Annotated in this window: 23 protein-coding genes; 8 read left to right on the top strand and 15 right to left on the bottom strand. The window is 69.4% G+C overall.

What is annotated here, in order from left to right; all coding sequences use genetic code 11:
• Window positions 1–238: 238 nt before the first annotated feature.
• Complete coding sequence (smpB, locus tag ACTIFU_RS05970) at window positions 239–682, bottom strand: SsrA-binding protein SmpB (protein ID WP_439577379.1); 444 nt, start codon at window positions 680–682, stop codon at window positions 239–241.
• A 115-nt stretch (window positions 683–797) separates the two neighbouring features.
• Window positions 798–1,676, bottom strand: coding sequence for a 4-hydroxy-tetrahydrodipicolinate synthase (gene dapA / locus ACTIFU_RS05965; protein ID WP_439577373.1), 879 nt, complete (start codon window positions 1,674–1,676; stop codon window positions 798–800).
• Between the two features lie 114 nt (window positions 1,677–1,790).
• Between dapA and ACTIFU_RS05960 the strand changes: the two genes are divergently transcribed.
• From ACTIFU_RS05960 to ACTIFU_RS05940, 5 genes are read left to right on the top strand one after another with little or no spacing between them, the layout of a single operon-like run.
• The gene (locus ACTIFU_RS05960) at window positions 1,791–3,725 is read left to right on the top strand and encodes a transglycosylase SLT domain-containing protein (protein ID WP_439577372.1); all 1,935 of its coding nucleotides are present in this window, start codon (window positions 1,791–1,793) and stop codon (window positions 3,723–3,725) included.
• Window positions 3,722–4,426 (top strand): haloacid dehalogenase type II, encoded by a 705-nt coding sequence (locus ACTIFU_RS05955; protein ID WP_439577371.1) that lies wholly within the window; start codon window positions 3,722–3,724, stop codon window positions 4,424–4,426. Before ACTIFU_RS05960 ends, ACTIFU_RS05955 begins: the two co-directional genes overlap by 4 nt.
• On the top strand, window positions 4,423–5,265 hold the full coding sequence (locus ACTIFU_RS05950; RefSeq protein WP_439577370.1) for an alpha/beta fold hydrolase: 843 nt from the start codon (window positions 4,423–4,425) through the stop codon (window positions 5,263–5,265). The genes ACTIFU_RS05955 and ACTIFU_RS05950 overlap by 4 nt, the downstream gene beginning before the upstream one ends.
• Window positions 5,262–5,723, top strand: a complete 462-nt coding sequence (locus ACTIFU_RS05945) for a phosphatidylglycerophosphatase A family protein (protein ID WP_439577369.1) — start codon at window positions 5,262–5,264, stop codon at window positions 5,721–5,723. Before ACTIFU_RS05950 ends, ACTIFU_RS05945 begins: the two co-directional genes overlap by 4 nt.
• Window positions 5,720–6,211, top strand: a complete 492-nt coding sequence (locus ACTIFU_RS05940) for a CinA family protein (RefSeq protein WP_439577368.1) — start codon at window positions 5,720–5,722, stop codon at window positions 6,209–6,211. Before ACTIFU_RS05945 ends, ACTIFU_RS05940 begins: the two co-directional genes overlap by 4 nt.
• Here the strand turns inward: ACTIFU_RS05940 and ACTIFU_RS05935 are convergent.
• Window positions 6,202–7,011, bottom strand: a complete 810-nt coding sequence (locus ACTIFU_RS05935) for an enoyl-CoA hydratase (protein WP_439577367.1) — start codon at window positions 7,009–7,011, stop codon at window positions 6,202–6,204. The two genes, ACTIFU_RS05940 and ACTIFU_RS05935, sit on opposite strands and share 10 nt — an antisense overlap.
• A gap of 178 nt (window positions 7,012–7,189) precedes the next feature.
• On the opposite strand from ACTIFU_RS05935, the gene ACTIFU_RS05930 reads away from it, so the two are divergent.
• Both ACTIFU_RS05930 and ACTIFU_RS05925 read left to right on the top strand, forming a co-directional pair.
• Window positions 7,190–8,047, top strand: a complete 858-nt coding sequence (locus ACTIFU_RS05930; RefSeq protein ID WP_439577366.1) for a hypothetical protein — start codon at window positions 7,190–7,192, stop codon at window positions 8,045–8,047.
• A gap of 274 nt (window positions 8,048–8,321) precedes the next feature.
• Window positions 8,322–9,125 (top strand): hypothetical protein, encoded by an 804-nt coding sequence (locus tag ACTIFU_RS05925; RefSeq protein WP_439577365.1) that lies wholly within the window; start codon window positions 8,322–8,324, stop codon window positions 9,123–9,125.
• Window positions 9,126–9,176: 51 nt separating this feature from the next.
• Here ACTIFU_RS05925 and ACTIFU_RS05920 read toward each other — a convergent pair whose 3' ends face one another.
• Genes ACTIFU_RS05920 through ACTIFU_RS05905 form a run of 4 tightly spaced genes read right to left on the bottom strand, consistent with a single transcriptional unit; the run spans window position 9,177 to window position 12,712 of the window.
• Window positions 9,177–10,352, bottom strand: a complete 1,176-nt coding sequence (locus ACTIFU_RS05920) for an aminotransferase class V-fold PLP-dependent enzyme (protein ID WP_439577364.1) — start codon at window positions 10,350–10,352, stop codon at window positions 9,177–9,179.
• The gene (locus ACTIFU_RS05915) at window positions 10,349–11,434 is read right to left on the bottom strand and encodes a threonine aldolase family protein (protein ID WP_439577363.1); all 1,086 of its coding nucleotides are present in this window, start codon (window positions 11,432–11,434) and stop codon (window positions 10,349–10,351) included. Before ACTIFU_RS05915 ends, ACTIFU_RS05920 begins: the two co-directional genes overlap by 4 nt.
• A 49-nt stretch (window positions 11,435–11,483) precedes the next feature.
• Window positions 11,484–12,560, bottom strand: a complete 1,077-nt coding sequence (locus tag ACTIFU_RS05910) for a GNAT family N-acetyltransferase (RefSeq protein WP_439577362.1) — start codon at window positions 12,558–12,560, stop codon at window positions 11,484–11,486.
• Window positions 12,557–12,712 (bottom strand): hypothetical protein, encoded by a 156-nt coding sequence (locus ACTIFU_RS05905; protein ID WP_439577361.1) that lies wholly within the window; start codon window positions 12,710–12,712, stop codon window positions 12,557–12,559. Before ACTIFU_RS05905 ends, ACTIFU_RS05910 begins: the two co-directional genes overlap by 4 nt.
• A gap of 27 nt (window positions 12,713–12,739) precedes the next feature.
• Between ACTIFU_RS05905 and ACTIFU_RS05900 the strand changes: the two genes are divergently transcribed.
• Window positions 12,740–12,919 carry a YdcH family protein gene (locus ACTIFU_RS05900; RefSeq protein ID WP_439577360.1) on the top strand — a complete coding sequence of 60 codons (180 nt, stop codon included), beginning with the start codon at window positions 12,740–12,742 and terminating at the stop codon, window positions 12,917–12,919.
• 15 nt (window positions 12,920–12,934) lie between these two features.
• On the opposite strand, the gene ACTIFU_RS05895 is transcribed toward ACTIFU_RS05900, so the two are convergent.
• The 8 genes from ACTIFU_RS05895 to ACTIFU_RS05860 form a co-directional block, all read right to left on the bottom strand.
• Window positions 12,935–13,411, bottom strand: coding sequence for a type II toxin-antitoxin system RatA family toxin (locus ACTIFU_RS05895; protein WP_439577359.1), 477 nt, complete (start codon window positions 13,409–13,411; stop codon window positions 12,935–12,937).
• Between the two features lie 56 nt (window positions 13,412–13,467).
• The gene (lipA, locus tag ACTIFU_RS05890) at window positions 13,468–14,436 is read right to left on the bottom strand and encodes a lipoyl synthase (RefSeq protein WP_439577358.1); all 969 of its coding nucleotides are present in this window, start codon (window positions 14,434–14,436) and stop codon (window positions 13,468–13,470) included.
• Window positions 14,437–14,573: 137 nt separating this feature from the next.
• The gene (gene lpdA / locus ACTIFU_RS05885) at window positions 14,574–15,974 is read right to left on the bottom strand and encodes a dihydrolipoyl dehydrogenase (protein ID WP_439577357.1); all 1,401 of its coding nucleotides are present in this window, start codon (window positions 15,972–15,974) and stop codon (window positions 14,574–14,576) included.
• Window positions 15,955–16,731 carry a pYEATS domain-containing protein gene (locus ACTIFU_RS05880; protein ID WP_439577356.1) on the bottom strand — a complete coding sequence of 259 codons (777 nt, stop codon included), beginning with the start codon at window positions 16,729–16,731 and terminating at the stop codon, window positions 15,955–15,957. The genes lpdA and ACTIFU_RS05880 overlap by 20 nt, the downstream gene beginning before the upstream one ends.
• A gap of 23 nt (window positions 16,732–16,754) precedes the next feature.
• Window positions 16,755–18,023, bottom strand: coding sequence for a pyruvate dehydrogenase complex dihydrolipoamide acetyltransferase (locus ACTIFU_RS05875; protein WP_439577355.1), 1,269 nt, complete (start codon window positions 18,021–18,023; stop codon window positions 16,755–16,757).
• A 21-nt stretch (window positions 18,024–18,044) separates the two neighbouring features.
• Entirely contained in the window at window positions 18,045–19,403 is a 1,359-nt protein-coding gene (locus ACTIFU_RS05870; protein ID WP_439577354.1) for a pyruvate dehydrogenase complex E1 component subunit beta, read from the bottom strand.
• A 19-nt stretch (window positions 19,404–19,422) separates the two neighbouring features.
• On the bottom strand, window positions 19,423–20,388 hold the full coding sequence (gene pdhA / locus ACTIFU_RS05865; protein ID WP_439577378.1) for a pyruvate dehydrogenase (acetyl-transferring) E1 component subunit alpha: 966 nt from the start codon (window positions 20,386–20,388) through the stop codon (window positions 19,423–19,425).
• Window positions 20,389–20,608: 220 nt separating this feature from the next.
• The gene (locus ACTIFU_RS05860) at window positions 20,609–21,274 is read right to left on the bottom strand and encodes a hypothetical protein (RefSeq protein ID WP_439577353.1); all 666 of its coding nucleotides are present in this window, start codon (window positions 21,272–21,274) and stop codon (window positions 20,609–20,611) included.
• Window positions 21,275–21,390: the final 116 nt, after the last annotated feature.

The following is a 21,390-nucleotide window of genomic DNA, read 5'->3' as shown; positions in this document are numbered from 1 at the left end:
GGCGGGCAGGTCGCCGGTGAAGGTGCCGGGCAGCAGCAATCCCGGTGCGGTGGGCCAAGGGTCGCTCGCCTCCGCGACCGACGACGCGGCGATCGCAAGGGCGGCCGCCATGGTGATGATCCACTGTCGACGCATCGTCATTCCCCGTTCGCGCTGATCGGTCGCGACGGGTCTTGCCAGAGCCGCGCAGCCGAGCCCCACGCCGAAACGGCGCTCTCGCCGAGACGTGACCCGCGCCCTACCCGCGCGCGCGCATGATCCGCGCCTTGTCGCGCTGCCAATCGCGCTCCTTGATCACCGCGCGCTTGTCCACCTTGCGCCGGCCCTCGGCGAGCCCCAGCAGCACCTTCGCCCGGCCGCGGTCGTTGAAATGGATCTGCAGCGGCACGATCGTCGCGCCCTCGCGCGCCACCGCGCCGATCAGCGAGCGGAGCTGCTTGCGGTGCACCAGCAGCTTGCGCGGCGCGCGTGGCTCGAACCGGCTCAGCACACCGCCCTGGTATTCCGGGATGTAGAGATTGAACAGCCAGAGCTCGCCCTCGCGCTCGCCCGCCCAGGCCTCGGTCAGCGTCGCGCGGCCATGCCGGAGGCTCTTGACCTCCGGCCCCTTCAGCACGATCCCGGCCTCAAGCGTCTCCTTGATGGCGTAGTCATGCCGCGCCTTGCGGTTCTGCGCGACCATGCCATACGCGATCAGGCCCTTCTTCTTCGCGTCCTTCGCCACTCAGAACCCTTGCGTTCGCGCGCAGCCGCCACACCAACCCTGCGCGCACCGGCGGCCCTGGGGGCCACCGGGATCAGTTCATCAGCCCCGCATCGACCAGCGCGGCGCGCACCTTCTCCCGGCTCGCGGGTGCGATCGGCGCGAGCGGCAGCCGGCAGGTCTCCTCGCACTTGCCGAGCAGATGCGCGGCATACTTCACCGGCCCGGGCGAGGTCTCGCAGAACATCGCGTCGTGCACAGGGGTCAGCCGGTCCTGGATCTGCGTCGCGGTCGCCACGTCACCCTTGGCCCAGGCGCTCTGCATCTCCGCGCAGAGCCGCGGGGCCACGTTTGCGCTCACGCTGATGCAGCCCACCCCGCCCGAGGCATTGAAGGCGAGCGCGGTGTGATCCTCACCCGAGAGCTGGATGAAGTCCGACCCGCAGCTCCGCTTCTGGTGCAGTGGCCGCGTGAGGTTCGCGGTCGCGTCCTTCACGCCGACGATGTTCGGCAGCTTCGCCAGCCGTCCCATCGTCTCCGGTGTCATGTCCACCGCGGAACGGCCGGGGATGTTGTAGATCACGATCGGGATGTCCACGGCCTCGGCGATCGCCTTGAAGTGGAGGTAGAGCCCCTCCTGGGTCGGGCGGTTGTAGTAGGGGGTCACCACCAGTGCGCCATCGGCGCCGGCCTTCTTGGCGTGGCGCGTGAGGTCGATCGCCTCCTCGGTGCTGTTCGAGCCCGTGCCCGCCATGACCGGCACCTTGCCCGTCGCCACCTCGAGGCAGAGCTCCACCACGCGCTTGTGCTCGTCATGGCTGAGCGTCGGCGACTCGCCGGTGGTGCCCACGGGGACCAGCCCGTGCGTGCCCTCGGCGATCTGCCAGGCGACGAAGTCCTGATACGCCTTCTCGTCGACCGCGCCGTCCCGGCGCATCGGCGTGATCAGCGCGACGAGCGATCCCTTGAACATGGCGGTGCTCTCCCCGAAGGCGGCCTGGCCGCAAAGCGCGCAAACTGGCCCCTGCACGCCCCCGTGTCCATGGGGCGCTTGTTTTGTTAACTGCTCGGCCTCTACAACCGGGACATGCGCGGGCTCGCGAGTCGGCTGCTTCCGCTGCTGCTGCTGCCGGGGATTGCCGTCGCCCAGCCGCTGGATCCCGGCTGCCGGGCGGCCCTGACGGCTGCCGCCAACGGACGCTGGGGGGAGCCGGCGCGCTGCACCCAGCCGGTCGCGGCCAAGACCGTCACATGGCTGCGCCTGATCTCCGGACCCACCAGCGCCGGCGAGCTGGCCCGCTTCATCGCCGAGAACCCCGACTGGCCGTTGCAGATGACCCTGGCCCGCCGCGCCGAGGAGGTGCACGCGGCCCTGATCGACCACGCCGCCGTGCGCCGCTGGTACGCCCATCATCCGCCGACCGGCCTGAACGGACGCCTCCGCCACGCCGAGGCGCTGGAGGCGACCGGCGACCGCGCCGGCGCGACCCGGCTGCGGCGCGCCGTCTGGACCGACCTTCCGGGCAGCGGGACCGAGGAGCGGGCGTTCCTCGAGCGGCATGGCAGCATCGTGCGCGCGGAGGACCACTGGGCGCGGGCCGACCGGCTGACCTGGGCGCGCGACGCCGAGGGCGCACGACGGCGGCTCGACAGCATCCCGCCGGCAGGCCAGGCGGTGCTGCGCGCGCGGCTTGAGGCGCTGTCCGGGTCGGCCGGCGATTTCGGCTTCACGCCCGAGCACCGGCGCGACCCGGTGGTGTTCTTCGAGCGCGCCCGCGCGCTCCGCCAGCAGGACCGCGACAGTGAGGCCGCGCGGTTCTGGCTCGCCGACGGAACGCCTGCGCAGAGGGCGGCGCCGGTCGAACGCCAGGGGCAGTTCTGGTCCGAGCGTCACATCCTGATCCGCCGCCTGATCCGGCTGCGTGACGCGCCGGCCGCCTACCGGCTCGCGGCCGCGCACGGACTGACCGATCGCGGGTCCGTGGACTTCCTCGAGGCCGAGTTCCTCGCCGGCTGGATCGCGCTGCGCCAGCTCGGCCGGCCCGAGGACGCACTGCGCCACTTCGTCGCGCTCGAACAGGCAGCCACGGCGCCGATCAGCGTCAGCCGCGGCGCCTACTGGCGCGGCCGGGCGCTGCTGGCTGCCCAGCGTGCCGAGGAGGCGCAGGCCGCCTATCGCGCGGCGGCGGAACATCCCCTCACCTTCTACGGCCAGCTCGGAGCGCTTGCCGCCGGCGAGACCGAGGCATCGCTGCGCGGGCGCATCGCCGCACTCTCGGACCCCGAGGCCGACCCCGAGCACGCCGCCCTCTGGGAACGGCGCGAGCTCGCCCAGGCCGCGCGGCTGCTGGTCGAGGTCGGCGAGGCACGGCGCGCGCGCCAGGTGCTGCTCCAGCTCGCCGACCTTGCGCCCGACGCGGTGGATCGCGCGCTCGCCGCACGACTCGCGGTGCGTCTTGGCCAGCAGGACACCGCGGTCTGGATCGCGCGCCGGGTGATGGCGCGCCACGGCACGGTGCTGCCGCTGGCCGGCTGGCCGACCCCGTTCAGCCCGCCGCCCGAGGTCGAGCCCGCGCTGGCACTGGCGCTGATGCGCCAGGAGAGCAACTTCGAGACCAACGCCGTCAGCCCCGCCGGCGCGCGCGGGCTGATGCAGCTGATGCCGGCCACCGCGCGCGGCATGGCGCGCGAGCTGGGCGAACCGTCCCTCGCGACCCGGCTGTTCGAGCCGTTCGCGAACATGCGGCTGGGCACGGCCTATCTCGCCAAGCGGCTCGACGATTTCGACCGCGCGGTGCCGCTTGCCCTCGCGGCGTACAATGCGGGCGCGCATCGCGTGCGCCAGTGGCTCAACACGAACGGCGATCCGCGTGTGGGTGAAACCGACCCGATCGACTGGATCGAGCTCATTCCGTTCAACGAGACCCGCAACTACGTGATGCGCGTGATCGAGAGCCAGACCATCTACCAGGCCCGCGCGGGCGCGGGCGCCGGCCATCCGGTCCTTGTGATGGGACGATGAGCGGCAGGCTCGACGCGATCCGTGCGGTGGTGTTCTCTGGCTACGGCACGGTGTTCGACAGCATCGGCGCGGTGCTGCGCGCGGAGGACGCACTCGGCGACACGGCCGGACCGCTCGCGCGGCTCTGGCAGGCGAAGCGATTCGAGTATGCGTGGCTCTCCGCCATCACCGGACGGCGGATCGATCTCTGGGAGGTGACCGGCGAGGCGCTCGACCACGCGCTCGCCGTCCTCGGCCTCGGCAGGAACGCGCTCTTGCGCGCGCGACTGATGCAGGGCCAGCTCCAGGCCCCGCCCTTCCCGGACATCCGCCCGGTGCTCGAGGCGCTGAAACGCACGCGCGGTCGTCAGGTGGGCCTGCTCAGCAACGCCTCCGTGACCATGCTGACGGCGGCGGTGAAGGCGGGCGAGCTCTATCCGCTGTTCGACGCGCTGATCAGCGCCGAGCCGACCGGCCTGTTCAAGCCCGCGCCCGAGGTCTATGCGCTCGCGCCGGCGCGGTTCGGCGTCGCACCCGGCGAGATCGCCTATGTCTCCGCGCATCCCTGGGACGTCGCCGGCGCGACCGCGTCGGGCCTTGCCGCGATCTGGTTGAACCGCGACGGCGCGCGGGGCGAGTTCGCGTGGGCGCCGCCCGCCGAGACCATCGCAGCGCCGGAGGGGCTCCCGGCCCTGCTCGCGGGTGCGGCCGCAGCGGCGTGAGCGGGAGCGTCCGCCGGATCCCGGCCGCGGACGGTCTCGGCATCGCGGTGCGGATCTGGGGCGAGCGCACCGCGCGCACGCCGCTTCTGTGTCTCGCCGGCATGGTTCGCACCGGTGGGGATTTCGGCCGGGTGGCGCTGCGCCATGCCGGACGGCGGCTTGTTGTGGCGCCGGATTATATCGGTCGCGGGCTGTCCGAGCGTGCGCGCGACTGGCGGCGCTACCGGGCCGAGCGTTCCCTCGCCGACGTTCTCGATGTCTGCGCCGCCCTGCACATTCCGCGCGCGGTCGTGCTCGGCACGTCGCTCGGCGGGCTGCTCGCGATGGGGCTTGCGGCCGCGCGGCCAGGACTGGTCGTGGCGGCGATGCTGAACGACATCGGCCCGGAGGTCGGCGGCAGCGGGCTCGCCTTCGTGCGCGGCTTCGTCGGCGGCCGCCACACCCAGCCGGACCTCGACCATGCGGCTGGCTTCCTGCGGCAGACGCTGCCGTGGCTGTCACTGAGCACACCCGAGGAGTGGCGCGAGTTCGCGGCACTGACCTTCGCGCGCGATCCTGACGGGCGCTGGTCGGCGCACTGGGACCCGGCGATCGCGCGCACGCTGGACGGGCGATCCCTGCCCGATCTCTGGCCGCTGTTCGATGCGCTCGCCCGCGTACCGGTCCTCCTCGTGCGCGGCGGGATCAGCGACATTCTCTCGTCCGAGACCGCAGCGCGGATGCGCGCCCGCTGCCCCGACATGACAGAGCTGGTGCTGCCCGGTGTCGGTCATGCGCCGACGCTGTCGGAGCCGGAGATCGCGCCCGCGCTCGACGCGTGGATCGAGGCGCAGCCGTGACGCGCGCGATCGCCTCGCTGTTCGGCGTCGGTTTCCTGCACCCGGGTCCCGGCACCTGGGGTTCCGCGGTCGCGCTGGTGCCGGGAGCCGTGATGCTTGCGCTCGCCGGGCCGCTCGCGGTGGCGGCGAGTGCCCTGGCATTGACGGCGCTCGGCTGGTGGGCGGTCGCGCGGGAACTGGAACGGACGCCGGAGTCCGACCCGGGTTGGATCGTGATCGACGAGGCGGCCGGGATGTGGCTCGCGCTCGTCGGCCTGCCCGCGTTCGGCTGGGCCGGCGTGGCAGCAGCCTTCGCGCTGTTCCGGCTGTTCGACATCGCCAAGCCCGGCCCGGTCGGCTGGGCGGATCGCCAGGGCGGCGCGACCGGGGTGATGCTCGACGACCTGATCGCCGGCGCGCTCGCTGTCTTCGCGCTTCTCGCCCTGTCATCCGTTCTGCCGACCGAGTGGTTCCCATGATTGACCCGACCCTGCTGGCCGAGGCCGAGGCGCTGCTCGCGCTCTACCGGGCAGGCGGCCTGCGGATCGTGACCGCCGAGAGCTGTACCGGCGGGCTGATCGCGGCGACGCTGACCGCGATCGCCGGCTCGTCCGACGTTATCGAGCGCGGCTTCGTGACCTACTCGAACGAGGCCAAGGCGGAGATGCTCGGCGTGCCGGAGACGCTGATTGCGTCCGCCGGTGCCGTGAGCGCGGAGGTCGCGCGCGCGATGGTCGAGGGCGCGCTCGCGCGCAGCCTCGCCGACGTGGCCCTCAGCGTGACCGGGATCGCCGGGCCGGGCGGAGCGACGGCCACCAAGCCGGTGGGGCTCGTGTTCCTCGGCGCGCAGCGACGCGGGACCCAGCCCATGGTCGAGCGGCACGTATTCCCGGGCGACCGCGCGGCGGTGCGCGAGGCGAGCGTGGCGGCAGCGTTCCGGCTCGCGCGCGGCGCTGGTCAGTCCTGAGGCCAGACGGGGGCGCGCTTGTCGAGGAACGCGCCGATCCCCTCCTCCGACGCCTCGGCGAGCAACTGCGCCACCATCGCGCGCGAGGCGTCGGCGTAGGCCGCATCCAGCGCACGCCCCTCCTGGCGCAGGAACGCGGCCTTGCCGCCCTGCACCACGCTCGCGGGCCGTTCGGCGATGCGTGCGGCGAGCGCCCGCGCCTCGGGGAGCGCCTGTCCATCGCCGACCACCCGATTGACGAGGCCGATGCGGTGCGCGTGCGCCGCGTCGACCAGCTCGCCGGTGTAGAGCATCTCCAGCGCGTCGCGTCGCGGCACCGCGCGCGATAGCGCCACCGCCGGCGTGGCGCAGAACAGGCCGATATTGACCCCGGGCGTGCAGAACCGCGCGTGAGCGTCGGCGATCGCGATGTCGCAGGAGGCGACGAGCTGGCAGCCGGCCGCCGTAGCGATCCCGTTCACCGCGGCGATGGTGGGCTTCGGCAGCGTCGCGACCGCCTGCATCACCGCGGCACAGCGCGCCATGGTCGTCTCGAAGAACGCCCGTCCGCGGTCGGGATCGTTGCGCGCCTCGGTCAGCTCGCGCAGGTCGTGCCCGGCACAGAAGCCGGGGCCGGCGCCGGTGATCACCACGACCTTCACCGCACGGTTGGCGGCGAGCGCGGCGAGCGTGGTCTCGAGCGCCCCGAGCAGCGCGAGCGAGAGCGCGTTGCGCGCGGCTGGACGGTTCAGCGTCAGCGTAGCGACGCCGGTGTCGTCCTCGCGCAGCAGCAGGCTGGGTTGGGCGGTGGTCGCGGTCATGTCGGGGACCCGGGTTGGGCGTGACGCGGACGGTCCGGCAGGACGTGGACGCCGTCGGGCGCGGGCTCGCATTCCGGCGTCGTGCCGATCGGATCGGACCGGGGCGTGACGACGATCACAGCGCGCGCACTCGTGACTTCCCTACCCTCCGTGCCGCATCTGGGCATTGGAGGCAACCATGAAGCGCCTGTTCATCTCAAGCTTCGGCATCACCTTCCTCGCTGCCGGCAGCGCATTGGCACAGTACAGCTACAGCGCCCCCAACCCCTACGCGGAGCAGGGCGGGAGCTTCTACCCGGTCACCACGACCGTCGTCATGCTGACGCCGGAGGTGGCGCTGGAGCGTCTGCGGGTGCGCGTTCCGGGGGAGGCCGGGTCGCCCGGCCAGGGGATCCTCCGGTTCCGCAACGGCGGTCTCCACAAGGCCGTCACCTGCGGCACGATCGACGCGTTCTATCCCAACGGCGCGAGCGCGGCCCTCGCCGGCACCAGCAAGATGCCGGTGTCCTCGCCGGACGTGGCGTTCATGGCCTGGCGCCCTGATGGCACGCTCGTCATGGCCGAGGCGGCCGCCGAGGTCGAGGCGGACGCGCGCATGCAGGTGCAGCCGGAGAACGGCGGCATGGCGTCGCGCATCACCGTCGACGTCACCTACCGCGTGACGCGTACCCTGACGCTCGATGGCGTGCGTCAGCCCGAGGTGACCATGAAATTCACCTCCGCGCGGCGCGGCGAGGCGGCGGCCTTCACGCCGTACACGGCCATGCACCCGGTCGGCTTCGGCGTCGCCCCGATGGGCAACTCGATGAACGCCCTGCCCTTCGCGCGCCTTGCCTGCATGGCAAGTGGTGCGCTGGAGAAGGCGCTGCTGCTCGACGAGGCGACGCTTACGGCTGATCAGACCTGCATGCTCGGCCTCGCGCCAGCGGACAGCCCGACGTGTCCGCGGCTCGCCGCTCGCGCGGAGCCGCGGCCGGCGCCGGCGCGCGGGGGCCTGGGCGAGATGACCGCTATCGCAGAGCAGCGACCGCGCTGACGACGCGATCGAGCTTGTCCTCGGTGTTGTAGGCATGGGAGACGCGTGGACGAGCTCGCTCAGTCCGCGCGGCTCCATGTCCCAGCGCGCGAAGGGGGCGGTCGAGGATCGTCCGGCTGACGCCGAAGAATTCGATGCCGCGCCGCCCTGCCAGGTGCCGACGGTCGGATGGACGCCTCTGAGGTCGACCGATACCATATTGATATCGACATCAGTATGGAATACAGTTTCATTGGTTGACAGATGCGTGATGGTCGTAACGGAAGGACATCCCGTGCGCGTACGAGCCATTCCGGCCGTGATTGCACTTCTTTGGGCCCCTGGGTACGCCCTCGCGCAGTATTCCTATTCGCCGCCGCCGGCCTACAACGAGCAGCCCCCGCCGTCTCCGGCCCGCTCCGCGTTCTTCCCGATGCTGAACGGTGTCACAATGCGGTCGATCGAAGAGACACGAAGTGAGCTCGCGTTGCGCCTGAAGAATGCGCAGCAAGCCGAGCCTCCTCCGGCGGATTGGACGCGTCTCGAACGTCGCTTCGAAGGTGCGGGCCTGCTGAAGGCCGTGAATTGCGGCAGGGTAACCACCTACTACGCAGAGGGGATGATGCCCGGCCTGGCCGGCATGGAAATGCCGGCAGCAAGCCGGGAAACAACATTCCTTGACTGGCGCCCCGGCGGCTCGATGGCGACCGTCAGGACCGAAGCGTCCGTTACGGCCATCGTAACCCTCAGTTTGAGCCAGATGGCGGGCGACACCGCGACGCGGATCGCTCTCGCCGTCCGCTACACCGTGTACCGATCGCTCAAGATCGGCGACGGCGAGAAGCAGGAGGTGGAGATCGTCTTCAACGCCGACGCGGTCGGCGAGCCCTCCATGATGACGCCGTACTCGGCGATGCACCCCGTCGGCTTCGCCGTCGCTCCGACCGGCCGCAGCGCGAACGCGGCCCCCTTCGGCCAAATCAAGTGCATGTCCGCGGGCGTGCTCGAAGGCGCCCTGCTGCTTGTGAGCGCTGCGCCGAAGGACGACGAGAAGTGCGTGCTCGGTCTGCTCTCGGGGACCGACGCTAAGTGCCAATGATGCGCCACGGTGACGCCCCACCACCGGCAGCGCCCAGTGGGGACTTCATCGTCAGGGCAGTCCGGCGATCGCGGACACGAAGCGATCGAGCTCGTCCTCGGTGTTGTAGGCATGGGGAGACGCGCGGACGAGCTCGCTCAGTCCGCGCGGCTCCATGTCCCAGCGCGCGAAGGGGGCGGTCGAGACCGAGGTGTTGATCCCCTGCGCGCGCAGCCGCGCCGAGGTGTCGCGCGCAGTCACCCCTTCAAGCGTGAACGTCACGATCCCGCACCGCTTGCGCCCGAGGTCGTGCACGACGACCCCGGGAAGTGCCGCGAGCCGTTCGCGCAGGATCTCGGCGAGCGTGCCGATGCGCGTCGCGATCGCCTCGATGCCGAGCGCCAGCGCGTAGGCCACCGCCGCGCCGAGGCCGAGCCGGCACGCGATCGAACTCTCCCACATCTCGAACCGTGCCGCGCCGGGCTCGACCGCGTAGTCGCGCGCGCCGGTCCAGCGCGCGGAGTGCAGGTCGAGGAAGGGCGGGCGCAGGCGGTCGAGGATCGTACGGCGCACGTAGAGGAACCCGGTGCCGCGCGGGCCGCGCAGGAACTTCCGGCCCGTCGCCGAGAGCATGTCGCACCCGATCGCGTCCACGTCGATCGGCAACTGCCCGACCGATTGACAGGCATCGAGCAGGAACGGGATGCCGTGCGCGCGGGCCACCGCACCGATCGCGGCGGCCGGATTGACCAGCCCGCCATTGGTCGGCACATGCGTCACCGCGATCAGCTTCGTGCGCGCGTCGATCATCCGCCGCAGAGCCTCAACGTCCAGCACGCCATCGCCGTCCGACGGCACCACCTCCACCACCACGCCGCGGGCACGGGCGAGATGCAGGAACGAGATCACGTTCGAGGCGTACTCCGCCCGCGCGGTCAGGATGCGGTCGCCCTCGCCGAACTCGAAGGCGTGGAAGCCGAGCGTCCAGGCCTGGGTCGCGCTCTCGACCAGGGCGATCTCGTCCGGTGCGGCGCCGATCAGGCGGGCGATCGCGCGGTAGCCCATCTTCAATCCAGGCTCGGCCTCGTCCGCCGCCTCGTAGCCGCCGATCTCGGCCTCGCGCCTGAGATGCCCGATCACCGCGTCCAGCACGGGCGCCGGCGGCAGCGCCGCGCCGGCGTTGTTGAGGTGCAGAACCCTTGCGCAGCCGGGGGTGTCCGCCCGCAGCCGCGCGACGTCCAGGCTCATCCGCGCAGGATCGTCCGGATCGCGTCGGCCGCCTCCTCCACCATGGCGGCCGTCACGTCGAGATGCGTGCAGGCGCGGCCGCGGCCGTTCAGCACGCTGATCCAGATCCCCTGCCCGGCGAGCTTCGCGGCAAGGGTGGCGGCCGATGTTCCGGTGCCGGAGGGATCGAAGAACACGAGATTGGTGTCGGGCTCCTGCACCACCACACCCTCGATCTGCGCCAACGCACGCGCAAGCGACTTCGCGTTCGCGTGGTCCTCGGCGAGCCGCTCGACATTGTGGTCGAGCGCATGGAGGCAGGCGGCCGCGCAGATGCCGCCCTGGCGCATCGAGCCGCCCATGCGCTGCTTCCAGCGCCACGCCTCGTCGATGAAGCGGGCCGAACCGGCCAGCACCGCGCCAAGCGGCGCGCCGAGCCCCTTGGTGAAGTCAAGCCAGACGGAGTCGTAGCCGGCGGTCATTTCGGCCGGGGTCACGCCCGAGGCGACGCAGGCGTTCATCAGCCGCGCGCCATCCATATGCGTCGTCAGCCCCGCCGCATGCGCGACCGCGGCAACCGCGTCGAGCTCAGTCTTCGGCCAGACCGCGCCGCCGCCGAGATTGGCGGTCTGCTCCACCTCCATCAGCGCCTGGTTCGCGGCATAGCGGCCCTTGGGTGTGATCGCCGCCTTCAGCGCCTCAGGCGAGAACATGCCGCGCTCGCCCTTGAGCGTGCGCACGCCGGCACCCGCATTCGCCCACGGGCCGCCGTGCTCGCTGGTGACGATATGCGCGTGCTCGTGCGCGATGATCTCGTCGCCGGGGCGGCAGTGCACGCGGATCGCGATCTGGTTGCACATCGTGCCCGACGGCAGGAACACCGCCGCCTCCTTGCCGAGCAGAGCGGCCATGCGGTCGCAGAGCGCCCAGACGGTTGGGTCGTCGCCGTGCTGCTCGTCGCCGACCTCGGCCGCCATCATCGCCGCCTTCATCGCCGCTGACGGCTTCGTTTGGGTATCGGAATAGAGGTTGATGCGCGGCGGCGGCAGCCGCGGGTCGGGCTTGCGCGGCGTGTAGTGGAGGGCGGTGTCGGTCGCGACCATGGGAACTCCTTGCGAAGGCGGGGAGGAAAGCAAGGAGGGACGCGCTTGGCTACCCCGCCAGGCGCTTCTCCATGAAGACGCGCGGGAAACCGGCCTCGACGCTGCGCCCCGTTTCGGCATAGCCGAGCGCACGATAGAGCGCGACGTTCCGCTCCATGCGCTGGTGCGTGTAGAGCCGGATCGCGCCGTAGCCGCGGTGGCGCGCCTCGGCCTCGGCGAAGCGGATCAGCCGCCGCCCGAGCCCCTTGCCGGCGTAGGCGGGCGCAGTCGCGACATTGTCGAGCCAGAGAGCGCCAGCCTTCTCCTCGATCACCACGAGCCCGGCGAGCACGTCCGAGGCTTCCGCGACGACGAAGACCTCGCCGCGCGCGATCCTGCCGGCGTAGTCATCGTCCATCGGTCCGGGCCGCTGGCCGACCACCGGCACCCAGGGCGCATAGGCCGCCTCCACCAGCGCGGCCACGGACGCCGCCTCGTCGGCGCGCGCGGGGCGGACCGGCTCGTAGTTGCGGGTCCAGATCGCCGCCGCCGAAGGCCGCGCCGCCGTCGTGCGGACGACCTCGGCGATGCGCGGGCAGTGCTCATCCACCCACTCGGCCGGCCCGTTGGTCCAGCGGCTCATCACCAGGATCTGCGCGTCCAGCGCCGAGAACCGCTCGCCGAGCACGTAGGGGCCCGGGCCGAGGTTGCCATCGAGCAGCGACCACAGCCGGCGCGTCTCCGCGACCGCCGAGTCGCGCACGGCGGTCGTGCCGCCCGGGTCGGTGGTGTAGCGTTCCGGATAGTCGAAGCGCCCGACCGCGCCGTAGAGCTCGCCGGCGAGGAACGCCATCCAGCGCAGCACGGTCGCACGCCCGGGCGTGGCGGGCGGCGGGAGCAGCCTCGCGTCGGGCACGTGCTCGGCGAGCACCAGCACGCACGCCAGACTTTCGGTCACCAGCATGCCGCCCGGCACAACCAGAGCGGGTAGGCGCCGCATCGGATTGATCGCACCGAACGCGGCATCGAGCTGCTGGTCGCGCGCGATCGAAATCTGGCGAAACGCGAACGGTGCAGCCGCCTCGTTGAGCAGAATCTCGACGATCGTCGCGCCGGAATTCCAGTCGCCGTAGAGCGTCCAGGTCATCCGCCGATCGTGCGCAGCTCCCTGCCGAGCGTCCAACGCGAAAGCTTGATCGCACCGATCAGCGCGACCGGCGTCATCATTTCGTCAAACACAAAGCCGACGCTTGCTCCCTGCGCCGCGGATGGTTCAGACTTCACAACCAAAAGGCGCAAGACCCGTCCACCAAGAGGGAGTTGCCGATGAACCTTCAGCAGCGGCTCATGACCTTGACCGGCCGCCACGCTGCTCTCGAGGAGCAGCTTTCGGCGGAGATGACCCGGCCCCGCGCCGACGAAACAACGGTCACCCGGATCAAGCGCGAGAAGCTGAAACTGAAGGAGGAAATGGAGCGGCTCAGGAAGGAACTCGAACTCACCTGACCGGCCCAGCCGGACTCAGGTCCCTGCGCTCGGCAGGGGCCGGGCGGCCGGTGCGGTGTCGGGCGGCCCGTAGATGCGGCGCGCCCGGCGCTCGAACGCGTTCACCATCAGCTTGACCGCCTCGTTGAACACCAGCCCGATCGCCGCCTGAAGCAGCTTCGAGCGGAACTCGAAATCGACATAGAAGTCGACCAGCGTGCCGTCGTTCTCGGGAACGAAGCGCCAGTGGTTGTTGAGGTAACGGAACGGGCCTTCCAGGTAGCGCACATGGATGTGGTCCGGCCGCTCCAGCGTCACATGGCTGGTGAAGCGCTCGCGGAACACCTTGAAGCCGATCACGAGATCGGCGACCAGCAGCGTCTCGGTCCGCTCGCGTACGCGTGCGCCGACACACCAGGGCAGGAACTCGGGGTAGCGGCCGACATCCGCGACCAGGTCGAAGAGCTGGTCGGGCGCGTAGGGCATGAACTGCTTCTGCGCGTGCGTCGGCATGGCACTTCAATCTAGGCGCCGGCGGCGCGAAGGAAAGGACAAAGCGGGGATCGGTCCTATGCGCCAGCCGCCAGCTTTGCCGCGCGCGCGGCGCGCAGCGCCGCGAAATCGGCATCCGCGTGGTAGGACGAGCGCGTCAGCGGGCTTGATGCCACCATCAGGAACCCCTTGCCGCGGGCCAGTGCCGCGAAATCGGCGAACTCCTCCGGCGCAACGAAGCGGTCCACCGCCGCGTGCTTCACGGTCGGCTGGAGATACTGGCCGAGGGTGAGGAAATCGACCTCGGCCGCGCGCAGATCGTCCATCACCTGGATCAGTTCCTCGCGCGCCTCGCCGAGCCCGACCATCAGCCCGGACTTGGTGAAGATCGTGGGGTCCATCTCCTTCACCCGGCCGAGCAGGCGGAGGCTGACGAAGTAGCGCGCGCCGGGGCGGATCGTGGGGTACAGCCGCGGCACGGTTTCGAGGTTGTGGTTGAACACGTCCGGCTTCGCCTCGACCACGGTGGCGATCGCGCGGTCACCCTTGCGCAGGAAGTCGGGCGTCAGGATCTCGATCGTGGTGCCGGGCGCGGCCGCGCGGATGGCGCGGATCACGGCGGCGAAGTGGGCCGCGCCGCCGTCGTCCAGATCGTCACGATCGACCGAGGTGATCACCACGTGGCGCAGCCCGAGTGTGGCCACCGCCTCGGCCACGCGCCGCGGCTCGTCCGCGTCGAGCGGACCCGGCACCCCGGTCGCGACGTTGCAGAAGGCGCAGGCGCGCGTGCAGGTGTCGCCCATGATCATCATGGTGGCGTGGCGTTGCGACCAGCACTCGCCGATGTTCGGGCAGGCCGCCTCCTCGCAGACCGTGACGAGCTTCTTTTCGCGCAGCAGGTTGCGCGTCTCGACATAGACCGGATGGGTCGGCGCCTTGACCCGGATCCAGGCGGGCTTGCGCTGGATCGGGTTGTCCGGGCGGTGCGCCTTCTCGGGGTGGCGCGCGGCGCCTTGGCGGTGGTCGATCTCGATGCGGGTGGTCATGGTGGTCAGGTGGCGCGGAATGCGGCATGGGTCAAGCGAGGGCCCTCACCCTGTCCCTCTCCCGCGCGCGGGAGAGGGAACCCGGTGGCGATGCGCGTCCCCTCTCCCATCATGGTGGGAGAGGGACAGGGTGAGGGTCAGATGTGGATCACCCTTCCGTACGCGTCGAGCACGCTCTCGTGCATCATCTCCGACAGCGTCGGGTGCGGGAATACGGTGTGCATCAGCTCCGCCTCGGTCAGCTCCGCCGTGCGCGCGATCGCGTAGCCCTGGATCAGCTCGGTCACCTCGGCGCCGACCATGTGCGCGCCGAGCAGCTCGCCCGTCTTGGCGTCGAACACGGTCTTCACCAGGCCCTCGGGCTCGCCGAGCGCGATCGCCTTGCCGTTGCCGATGAACGGGAAGCGCCCCACGCGCACCTCGTGGCCCTTCGCCTTCGCCGCCGCCTCCGTGAGCCCCACCGAGGCCACCTGCGGCCGGCAATAGGTGCAACCGGGGATGTTGGTCGCGTCGATCGGGTGGACGTCGTTCTTGCCCGCGATCGCCTCGACGCAGACCACGCCCTCGTGGCTGGCCTTGTGCGCGAGCCAGGGCGGGCCGGTCAGGTCGCCGATCGCATAGACCCCCGTCTCGCCGGTGCGGCCGAAGCCGTCGGTGACGACGTGCGTCTTCTCCACCGTCACCTTGGTGCCTTCGAGGCCGATCCCCTCGACATTGCCGACGATGCCGACCGCGCTGATCACCTTCTCGACCGCGATCTCGTGCACCTTGCCCTTGCCGTCCTCGACGATCACGGTGGCGGTGGCGCCGTTCTTCTTCACGCCCTGCACCTTCGCACCGGTCAGGATCGTCATGCCCTGCTTGGTGAAGGCCTTGTGCGCGAAGGCGGAGATCTCCTCGTCCTCCACCGGCAGCACGCGGTCGAGCACCTCGACCACCGTCACCTTGGCGCCCATGTTGGCGTAGAACGAGGCGAACTCGATGCCGATCGCGCCCGAGCCGATCACCAGAACCGACTTCGGCATCGTCTTGGGCACCATCGCTTCCTTGTAGGTCCAGACCGTTTCGCCGTCAGGCTCGATGCCCGGCAGCACGCGCGCGCGCGCGCCGGTGGCGAGCAGGATGTGCGGGGACTTCAGCTCAGCGTCCTTCTCGGCCGCGACGGTCTGGGGCCCCGCGAGCTTGCCGTGGCCGTCGATCACCGTGACCTTGTTCTTCTTGAGCAGGTGCTTCACGCCGCCCGAGAGCTGGCTTGCGACCTGGCGCGAGCGCTTCACCACCTTGGCGAAGTCGTAGCGCGGGTTGTCGGCGGCGAAGCCGTAGGCGTCGAGCGTGTGCAGCAAGTGGTTGATCTCGGAGGAGCGCAGCAGCGCCTTGGTCGGGATGCAGCCCCAGTTGAGGCAGATACCGCCCAGGTGCTCGCGTTCGACGAGCGCGGTCTTGAGGCCGAGCTGGGTGGCGCGGATCGCCGCGACATAGCCGCCCGGGCCGCCGCCGATCACGATGAGGTCGTAAGTATCAGCCACCCGCTCCTCCATTCCCAGAGATCCGGCCAAGTTTGTAGCCAGGAAGGTCCACGTAACGAAAAGTCTTGATTTTTGTTTGATCAGAGAAAGTTATTTCTGCCACACACAAAAACGGTGCATATACAAAAGTTTTCATAGCAAATAAACCATGTCTATCTTTCGAAACAAATGACTGCTTACCCCAAGCATCTCCAAAATAATACTCTACACTCTCTATATCTTCCATGCCCTTAAATTCCTTCCTTTGTGGTGATATGTGGCGATCAAGTTCAACTTTTACCTCCCAATGCATTTGACCAGACTGTGTTTCCAGGCCAAATGCGCTAACCTCTTTGTCATTCATCAATCGAGCCTCATGAACAATAAATATATTTCGTTGGTCAAGGTAAATTTGATGCCTAAAGTCACGAATGCTACTTACATCTTCTTTAGCAGACAGGCCTCTACTCCCATCACTTTGAATATGTCCGTCCGGCGTCACCGTTGGTGCATCGAACTCGACTGGTCCGAATTTTCTTATTGGCCCTGCTTCTGCCAACTTCCGCGCGCTGTGAGACAGCGCAAGTGCAATTGGTTCACGAAATAGAAATGCAAATGCGATTACTGCGCCAGGCCAAGCGAGCTTCGAAAGCGCCTCGACTAGCCAGATAAACCAGCGGGGACCATCGGTAAGTAGGCCCCAGAGAATGAGTAAGCATAGAACAAAACTTAAGATAGTCCATACGAATTTACGGGCGCAAAGCCTTAGGGTGTCCATTTCTGTTGTCACCCCTCTGTTATTATTCTCTCCAATTATAGCATCATCTGCAAGGGATCCTCGACGATCCCCTTGAACACGCCGAGCCACTCGGCCGCCAAGGCGCCGTCGATCACGCGATGATCGACGCTGATCGTCACCGTCATCATCGTCGCGATCGCGAGTGCGCCGTCCTTCACCACCGGCCGCTGTTGGCCCGCGCTCACCGCCAGGATCGCGGCCTGCGGCGGATTGATGATGGCGGAGAAGTCCTTCACCCCCATCATGCCCATGTTGCTGATCGAGAACGACCCGCCCTGGAACTCCTCGGGCTTCAGCTTGCCCGTCTTCGCTCGCGCGGCGAGGTCCTTCATCTCGTTCGAGATCGTCGCGAGGCCTTTGAGGTCGGCCTTGCGGATGATCGGCGTGATCAGACCGTCCGGGATCGACACCGCGACCGAGATGTCCACGTCCTGGTACATCACCATCGCATCGTCCTGCCACGACGCGTTCACCTTCGGCAGCCGGCGCAGCGCGATCGCCGAGGCCTTGATGACCATGTCGTTGACCGAGACCTTCCACGCCCCGGGCCCGTCCTTCGGCGACTTCGCGTTCAGCTCCGCGCGAAGCTTCAGCAGCGCGTCGAGCTCCACATCCACCGTGGCGTAGAAGTGGGGAATCGTCGCCTTGCTCTCCGACAGGCGGCGCGCGATCACCTTGCGCATCGTCGAGTGCGGAACGATCTCGTGCGGTGCGGCGATCGGCGCGGCCGGTGCCTTCGGCGCGGGAGCGGCAGCCGCCGGAGCAGGTGCCGCAGCCGGCGCGGCGGCGGCCTTCGGCGCGGCACCCGACATCGCCGCCTCGATATCCGCCTTCACGACGCGCCCGTTCGGCCCGCTGCCCTTCAATGCGGCGAGGTCGATCCCGGCCTGCGCAGCCATGCGCCGCGCGAGCGGGGACGCGAACACGCGCTCGCCCTTGTCGTGTCCGTTGCCGGCGGGCTTCGGCGCCGGCTCGGGCTTCGGTGCCTCGACCTTGGGCGCCTCGGCCTTCGCCTCCGGCTTCGGCGCGGCCTTCGCGCCCCCCTCGCCCGCCAGCTCGGCGATCGGCGCGTTCACCGCCACACCGGCCGTGCCCTCGGGCACCAGGATCTTCTCAAGCACCCCCTCGTCGACCGCCTCGACCTCCATCGTCGCCTTGTCGGTCTCGATCTCGGCGATCACGTCACCCGCCTTGATCGTGTCGCCTTCCTTCTTCAGCCAGCGCGCGAGCGTGCCCTCGGTCATGGTCGGGCTCAGCGCCGGCATCAGGATCTGCGTGCCCATCGTCCGTCTCTCTCCCCGACCTCAGCGATACGTCACGCGCTTCGCCGCCTCGACCACCTGCGCCACCGAGGGCAGCGCCAGCTTCTCGAGATTGGCGGCATAGGGCATCGGCACATCCACGCCGTGCACCCGCACCATCGGCGCATCGAGCCAGTCGAAGCAGTGCTCCATCGCCACCGCAGCGATCTCCGAACCGATCCCCGCGAAGGGCCAGCCCTCCTCGACCGAGACGAGGCGATTGGTCTTCTTCACGGACTCGACGATCGTGTCGATGTCGAGCGGACGGATCGTGCGCAGGTTGATCACCTCCGCGCTGATCCCTTCCTCGGCGAGCTTCTCGGCGGCCGCCATCGCGTAGCCGACCGCGATCGAGAACGCGACAATCGTCACGTGCTCGCCCGCGCGCTCGATCTTCGCCTTGCCGATCGGCAGGATGAAGTCCTCCGAGACCGGGCACGGGAAGGTCTGGCCGTACACCACCTCGTTCTCGAGGAAGATCACCGGGTTCGGATCGCGGATCGCGGCGCGCAGCAGCCCCTTCGCGTCCTCCGACGACCAGGGGGCGATCACCTTCAGCCCGGGGCAGTGCGCGTACCACGACGCGTAGCACTGGCTGTGCTGCGCGGCGACGCGCGACGCGGCACCGTTGGGACCGCGGAACACGATCGGGCAGCGCACCTGGCCGCCCGACATGTAGTTGGTCTTGGCGGCCGAGTTGATGATCTGGTCGATCGCCTGCATCGAGAAGTTGAAGGTCATGAACTCGACGATCGGTTTCAGCCCCGCGAACGCCGCGCCGACCGCAAGCCCGGTGAAGCCGTGCTCGGTGATCGGCGTGTCGATCACGCGCTTCGGCCCGAACTCGTCGAGCAGGCCCTGGGAGATCTTGTAGGCGCCCTGGTACTGGCCGACCTCCTCGCCCATCAGGAACACATCCGCGTCGCGCCGCATCTCCAGCGCCATCGCGTCGCGCAGCGCCTCGCGCACCGTGATCGGCTTCGCTTCGCCCCAGTCCTTGTCGCGTGTGGCCGCCTTCGCCGCCGGCGGCGGCTTGGCGGGCTCGGACGCCTTGGCCGGCTCGGGTGCCTTCTCGGGTGCCTTGGTCTCCGCCGGCTTGGGCGCCGGTGCGGGCGCCGAGGCGTCGCCGTTCAGCACCGCGATCACGGAATTCACCTGCACCCCCTCGGTGCCCTCGGGCACGACGATCTTGGTGAGCTTCCCCTCGTCGACCGCCTCGACCTCCATGGTCGCCTTGTCGGTCTCGATCTCGGCGATCACCTCGCCGGCCTTGATCGTCTCACCCTCCTTCTTGAGCCACTTCGCGAGCTTGCCCTCCGTCATGGTCGGGCTGAGCGCGGGCATCAGGATGTTCGTCGCCATGGTCGTGTCCCCTGCCCGCTCAGGCCGCCTCGGTCAGCACATCGGTCCAGAGCTCGCTCTCCGGCGGTTCGGGGCTTTGCTGCGCGAAGTCCGCGGCGTCCTGCACGATCGCCTTCACCTCGTCCTCGATCGCCTTGAGCTCACCCTCGGCGACGCCGAGCGTCTCGATCAGCACCTTGCGCGCGCCCTCGATCGGGTCGCGGGTCTCGCGCATCTTCTGCACCTCGTCGCGGGTGCGGTACTTCGCCGGGTCCGACATCGAGTGGCCGCGGTAGCGGTAGGTCAGGATCTCCATCAGGTACGGACCCTTGCCGGAGCGGCAATGCGCCACCACCACCTCGGCCGCCTCGCGCACCTTCAGCACGTCCATCCCGTCCACCTGCATCCCCGGAATGCCCCAGGGCTCGCCCTTCTTCGAGAGATCCTTCGAGGTGGTGGCGCGCGACTGCTCCGTGCCCATCGAGTAGCGGTTGTTCTCGATGATGAACACGCAGGGGAGCTTCCACAGCGCGGCGAGGTTGAAGCTCTCGTACACCTGCCCCTGGTTGGCCGCGCCCTCGCCGAAATAGGTCAGGGACACATTGTCGTTCTCGCGATACCAGTTGGCGAAGGCGAGACCGGCGCCGAGGCTCACCTGCGCACCGACGATGCCGTGCCCGCCGTAGAACCCCTTCTCGGTGGAGAACATGTGCATCGAGCCGCCCTTGCCCTTCGAGTAGCCGCCGATGCGCCCGGTGAGTTCCGCCATCACGCCGCGCGCCTCCATGCCGCAGGCGAGCATGTGCCCGTGGTCGCGGTAGGAGGTGATCACCTGATCGCCCGGCTTGAGCACGGACTGCATGCCCACCACCACGGCCTCCTGGCCGATATAGAGATGGCAGAATCCGCCGATCAGCCCCATGCCGTAGAGCTGGCCGGCCTTCTCCTCGAAACGGCGGATCAGCAGCATGTCGCGGAACGCGGTGAGCAGTTCCTCGCGCGACATCGCCAGCGGCTTCGCAGCCTTGCCCTTCTTGCGCTGCGCGGTATCGGCGGTTGCCATCCTCGTTCCCCCCGTTGGATCGGTTCGGTCGTGCCTGCACCTAAAGGGCACGCATGGGCTTAGCAAGACAGAGGAAACTGTTGCCCGGCAAGCCACCCGGACGCAACAGAGCGTCCCTGCCCCACCCGTACGCGACGCGAAAGCTGCGCGCCGCAGGGCGCGCTCAGCGGCCCAGCCGGTCGCCGCGCGGCAGGGTGCGCCTGCCGCCCGAGGGCTGGAACACCATGACCGGGGCACTCCCGTCCCACCCGTCGACCGCTATGCTGGGATCCGGGGTCGGGTCGGGCCGGACCGAATAGACGCAGGTCGCGGCACTGCTCACGACCTCCGCGTTCAGCAGCTCGGCAAGCCGGCGGCAGAACTGCTCGCGCGCGACGTTGTTGAGATAGGCGCGATCGAGCGTCGGGCTGCGCTCGCCACACGCATAGAGCCGCACGCGGCGGAACACGTTCTGCACCGGTGCCCAGTGATGCAGCGTCGGGCTGCCGAGGCCGGTGCCGAGCTGAAGGGCATAGCCCAGTCCCGAGATGCCGTAGGCGTCCGAGACGGGGCCCGGCACGTGCGGCCCCGAATAGCCGAACGCCATGCCGTGGCAGACGATGTCGAGCTCGGCGGTCTCCGCGCCCCGGCGATGGGTGGCGAGGACACTCTGGAGCCGCGCGACGATGCCCGGCTGATCCTCGCCCTCATCGGTGGTCAGCGTGATGCGGCAGCGCGTCAGCCAGACGCGCCGCCGTTGCGCGCGCCAAGCGGCGACCGCGTCGAACCGCCCCTGCTTGGAATGCGGCGATGGCACGCGCAGATCGACCAGCCCGATGCAGAACGTCATGACCAACCTCCGTCGCGATTCTGAGGGGGTCAAGCCGGACGACGCAACCTCGCCGGGCTGCCGCCGGTTAGACCGCAATCGGCGGCGCGCGGCGCAGTGATGATCCGGGCCAGGGT

This window comes from Elioraea sp. (genome assembly GCF_051860475.1).
GTDB lineage: Bacteria > Pseudomonadota > Alphaproteobacteria > Acetobacterales > Acetobacteraceae > Elioraea.
This window is presented reverse-complemented; position numbering and strand designations above follow the sequence as displayed.

What these genes read in the sequence shown, in the direction of transcription:
- ACTIFU_RS05960 (WP_439577372.1), top strand. Translation starts at nt 1,791, where the DNA reads ATGCGCGGGCTCGCGAGTCGGCTGCTTCCGCTGCTGCTGCTGCCGGGG.
- ACTIFU_RS05870 (WP_439577354.1), bottom strand. Translation starts at nt 19,403, where the DNA reads ATGGCGACGAACATCCTGATGCCCGCGCTCAGCCCGACCATGACGGAG.
- pdhA (WP_439577378.1), bottom strand. Translation starts at nt 20,388, where the DNA reads ATGTCGCGCGAGGAACTGCTCACCGCGTTCCGCGACATGCTGCTGATC.
- smpB (WP_439577379.1), bottom strand. Translation starts at nt 682, where the DNA reads ATGGTCGCGCAGAACCGCAAGGCGCGGCATGACTACGCCATCAAGGAG.
- ACTIFU_RS05955 (WP_439577371.1), top strand. Translation starts at nt 3,722, where the DNA reads ATGAGCGGCAGGCTCGACGCGATCCGTGCGGTGGTGTTCTCTGGCTAC.
- lpdA (WP_439577357.1), bottom strand. Translation starts at nt 15,974, where the DNA reads ATGGAGGAGCGGGTGGCTGATACTTACGACCTCATCGTGATCGGCGGC.
- lipA (WP_439577358.1), bottom strand. Translation starts at nt 14,436, where the DNA reads ATGACCACCCGCATCGAGATCGACCACCGCCAAGGCGCCGCGCGCCAC.
- dapA (WP_439577373.1), bottom strand. Translation starts at nt 1,676, where the DNA reads ATGTTCAAGGGATCGCTCGTCGCGCTGATCACGCCGATGCGCCGGGAC.
- ACTIFU_RS05940 (WP_439577368.1), top strand. Translation starts at nt 5,720, where the DNA reads ATGATTGACCCGACCCTGCTGGCCGAGGCCGAGGCGCTGCTCGCGCTC.
- ACTIFU_RS05910 (WP_439577362.1), bottom strand. Translation starts at nt 12,560, where the DNA reads ATGACCTGGACGCTCTACGGCGACTGGAATTCCGGCGCGACGATCGTC.
- ACTIFU_RS05860 (WP_439577353.1), bottom strand. Translation starts at nt 21,274, where the DNA reads ATGACGTTCTGCATCGGGCTGGTCGATCTGCGCGTGCCATCGCCGCAT.
- ACTIFU_RS05875 (WP_439577355.1), bottom strand. Translation starts at nt 18,023, where the DNA reads ATGGGCACGCAGATCCTGATGCCGGCGCTGAGCCCGACCATGACCGAG.
- ACTIFU_RS05915 (WP_439577363.1), bottom strand. Translation starts at nt 11,434, where the DNA reads ATGGTCGCGACCGACACCGCCCTCCACTACACGCCGCGCAAGCCCGAC.
- ACTIFU_RS05930 (WP_439577366.1), top strand. Translation starts at nt 7,190, where the DNA reads ATGAAGCGCCTGTTCATCTCAAGCTTCGGCATCACCTTCCTCGCTGCC.
- ACTIFU_RS05900 (WP_439577360.1), top strand. Translation starts at nt 12,740, where the DNA reads ATGAACCTTCAGCAGCGGCTCATGACCTTGACCGGCCGCCACGCTGCT.
- ACTIFU_RS05920 (WP_439577364.1), bottom strand. Translation starts at nt 10,352, where the DNA reads ATGAGCCTGGACGTCGCGCGGCTGCGGGCGGACACCCCCGGCTGCGCA.
- ACTIFU_RS05935 (WP_439577367.1), bottom strand. Translation starts at nt 7,011, where the DNA reads ATGACCGCGACCACCGCCCAACCCAGCCTGCTGCTGCGCGAGGACGAC.
- ACTIFU_RS05895 (WP_439577359.1), bottom strand. Translation starts at nt 13,411, where the DNA reads ATGCCGACGCACGCGCAGAAGCAGTTCATGCCCTACGCGCCCGACCAG.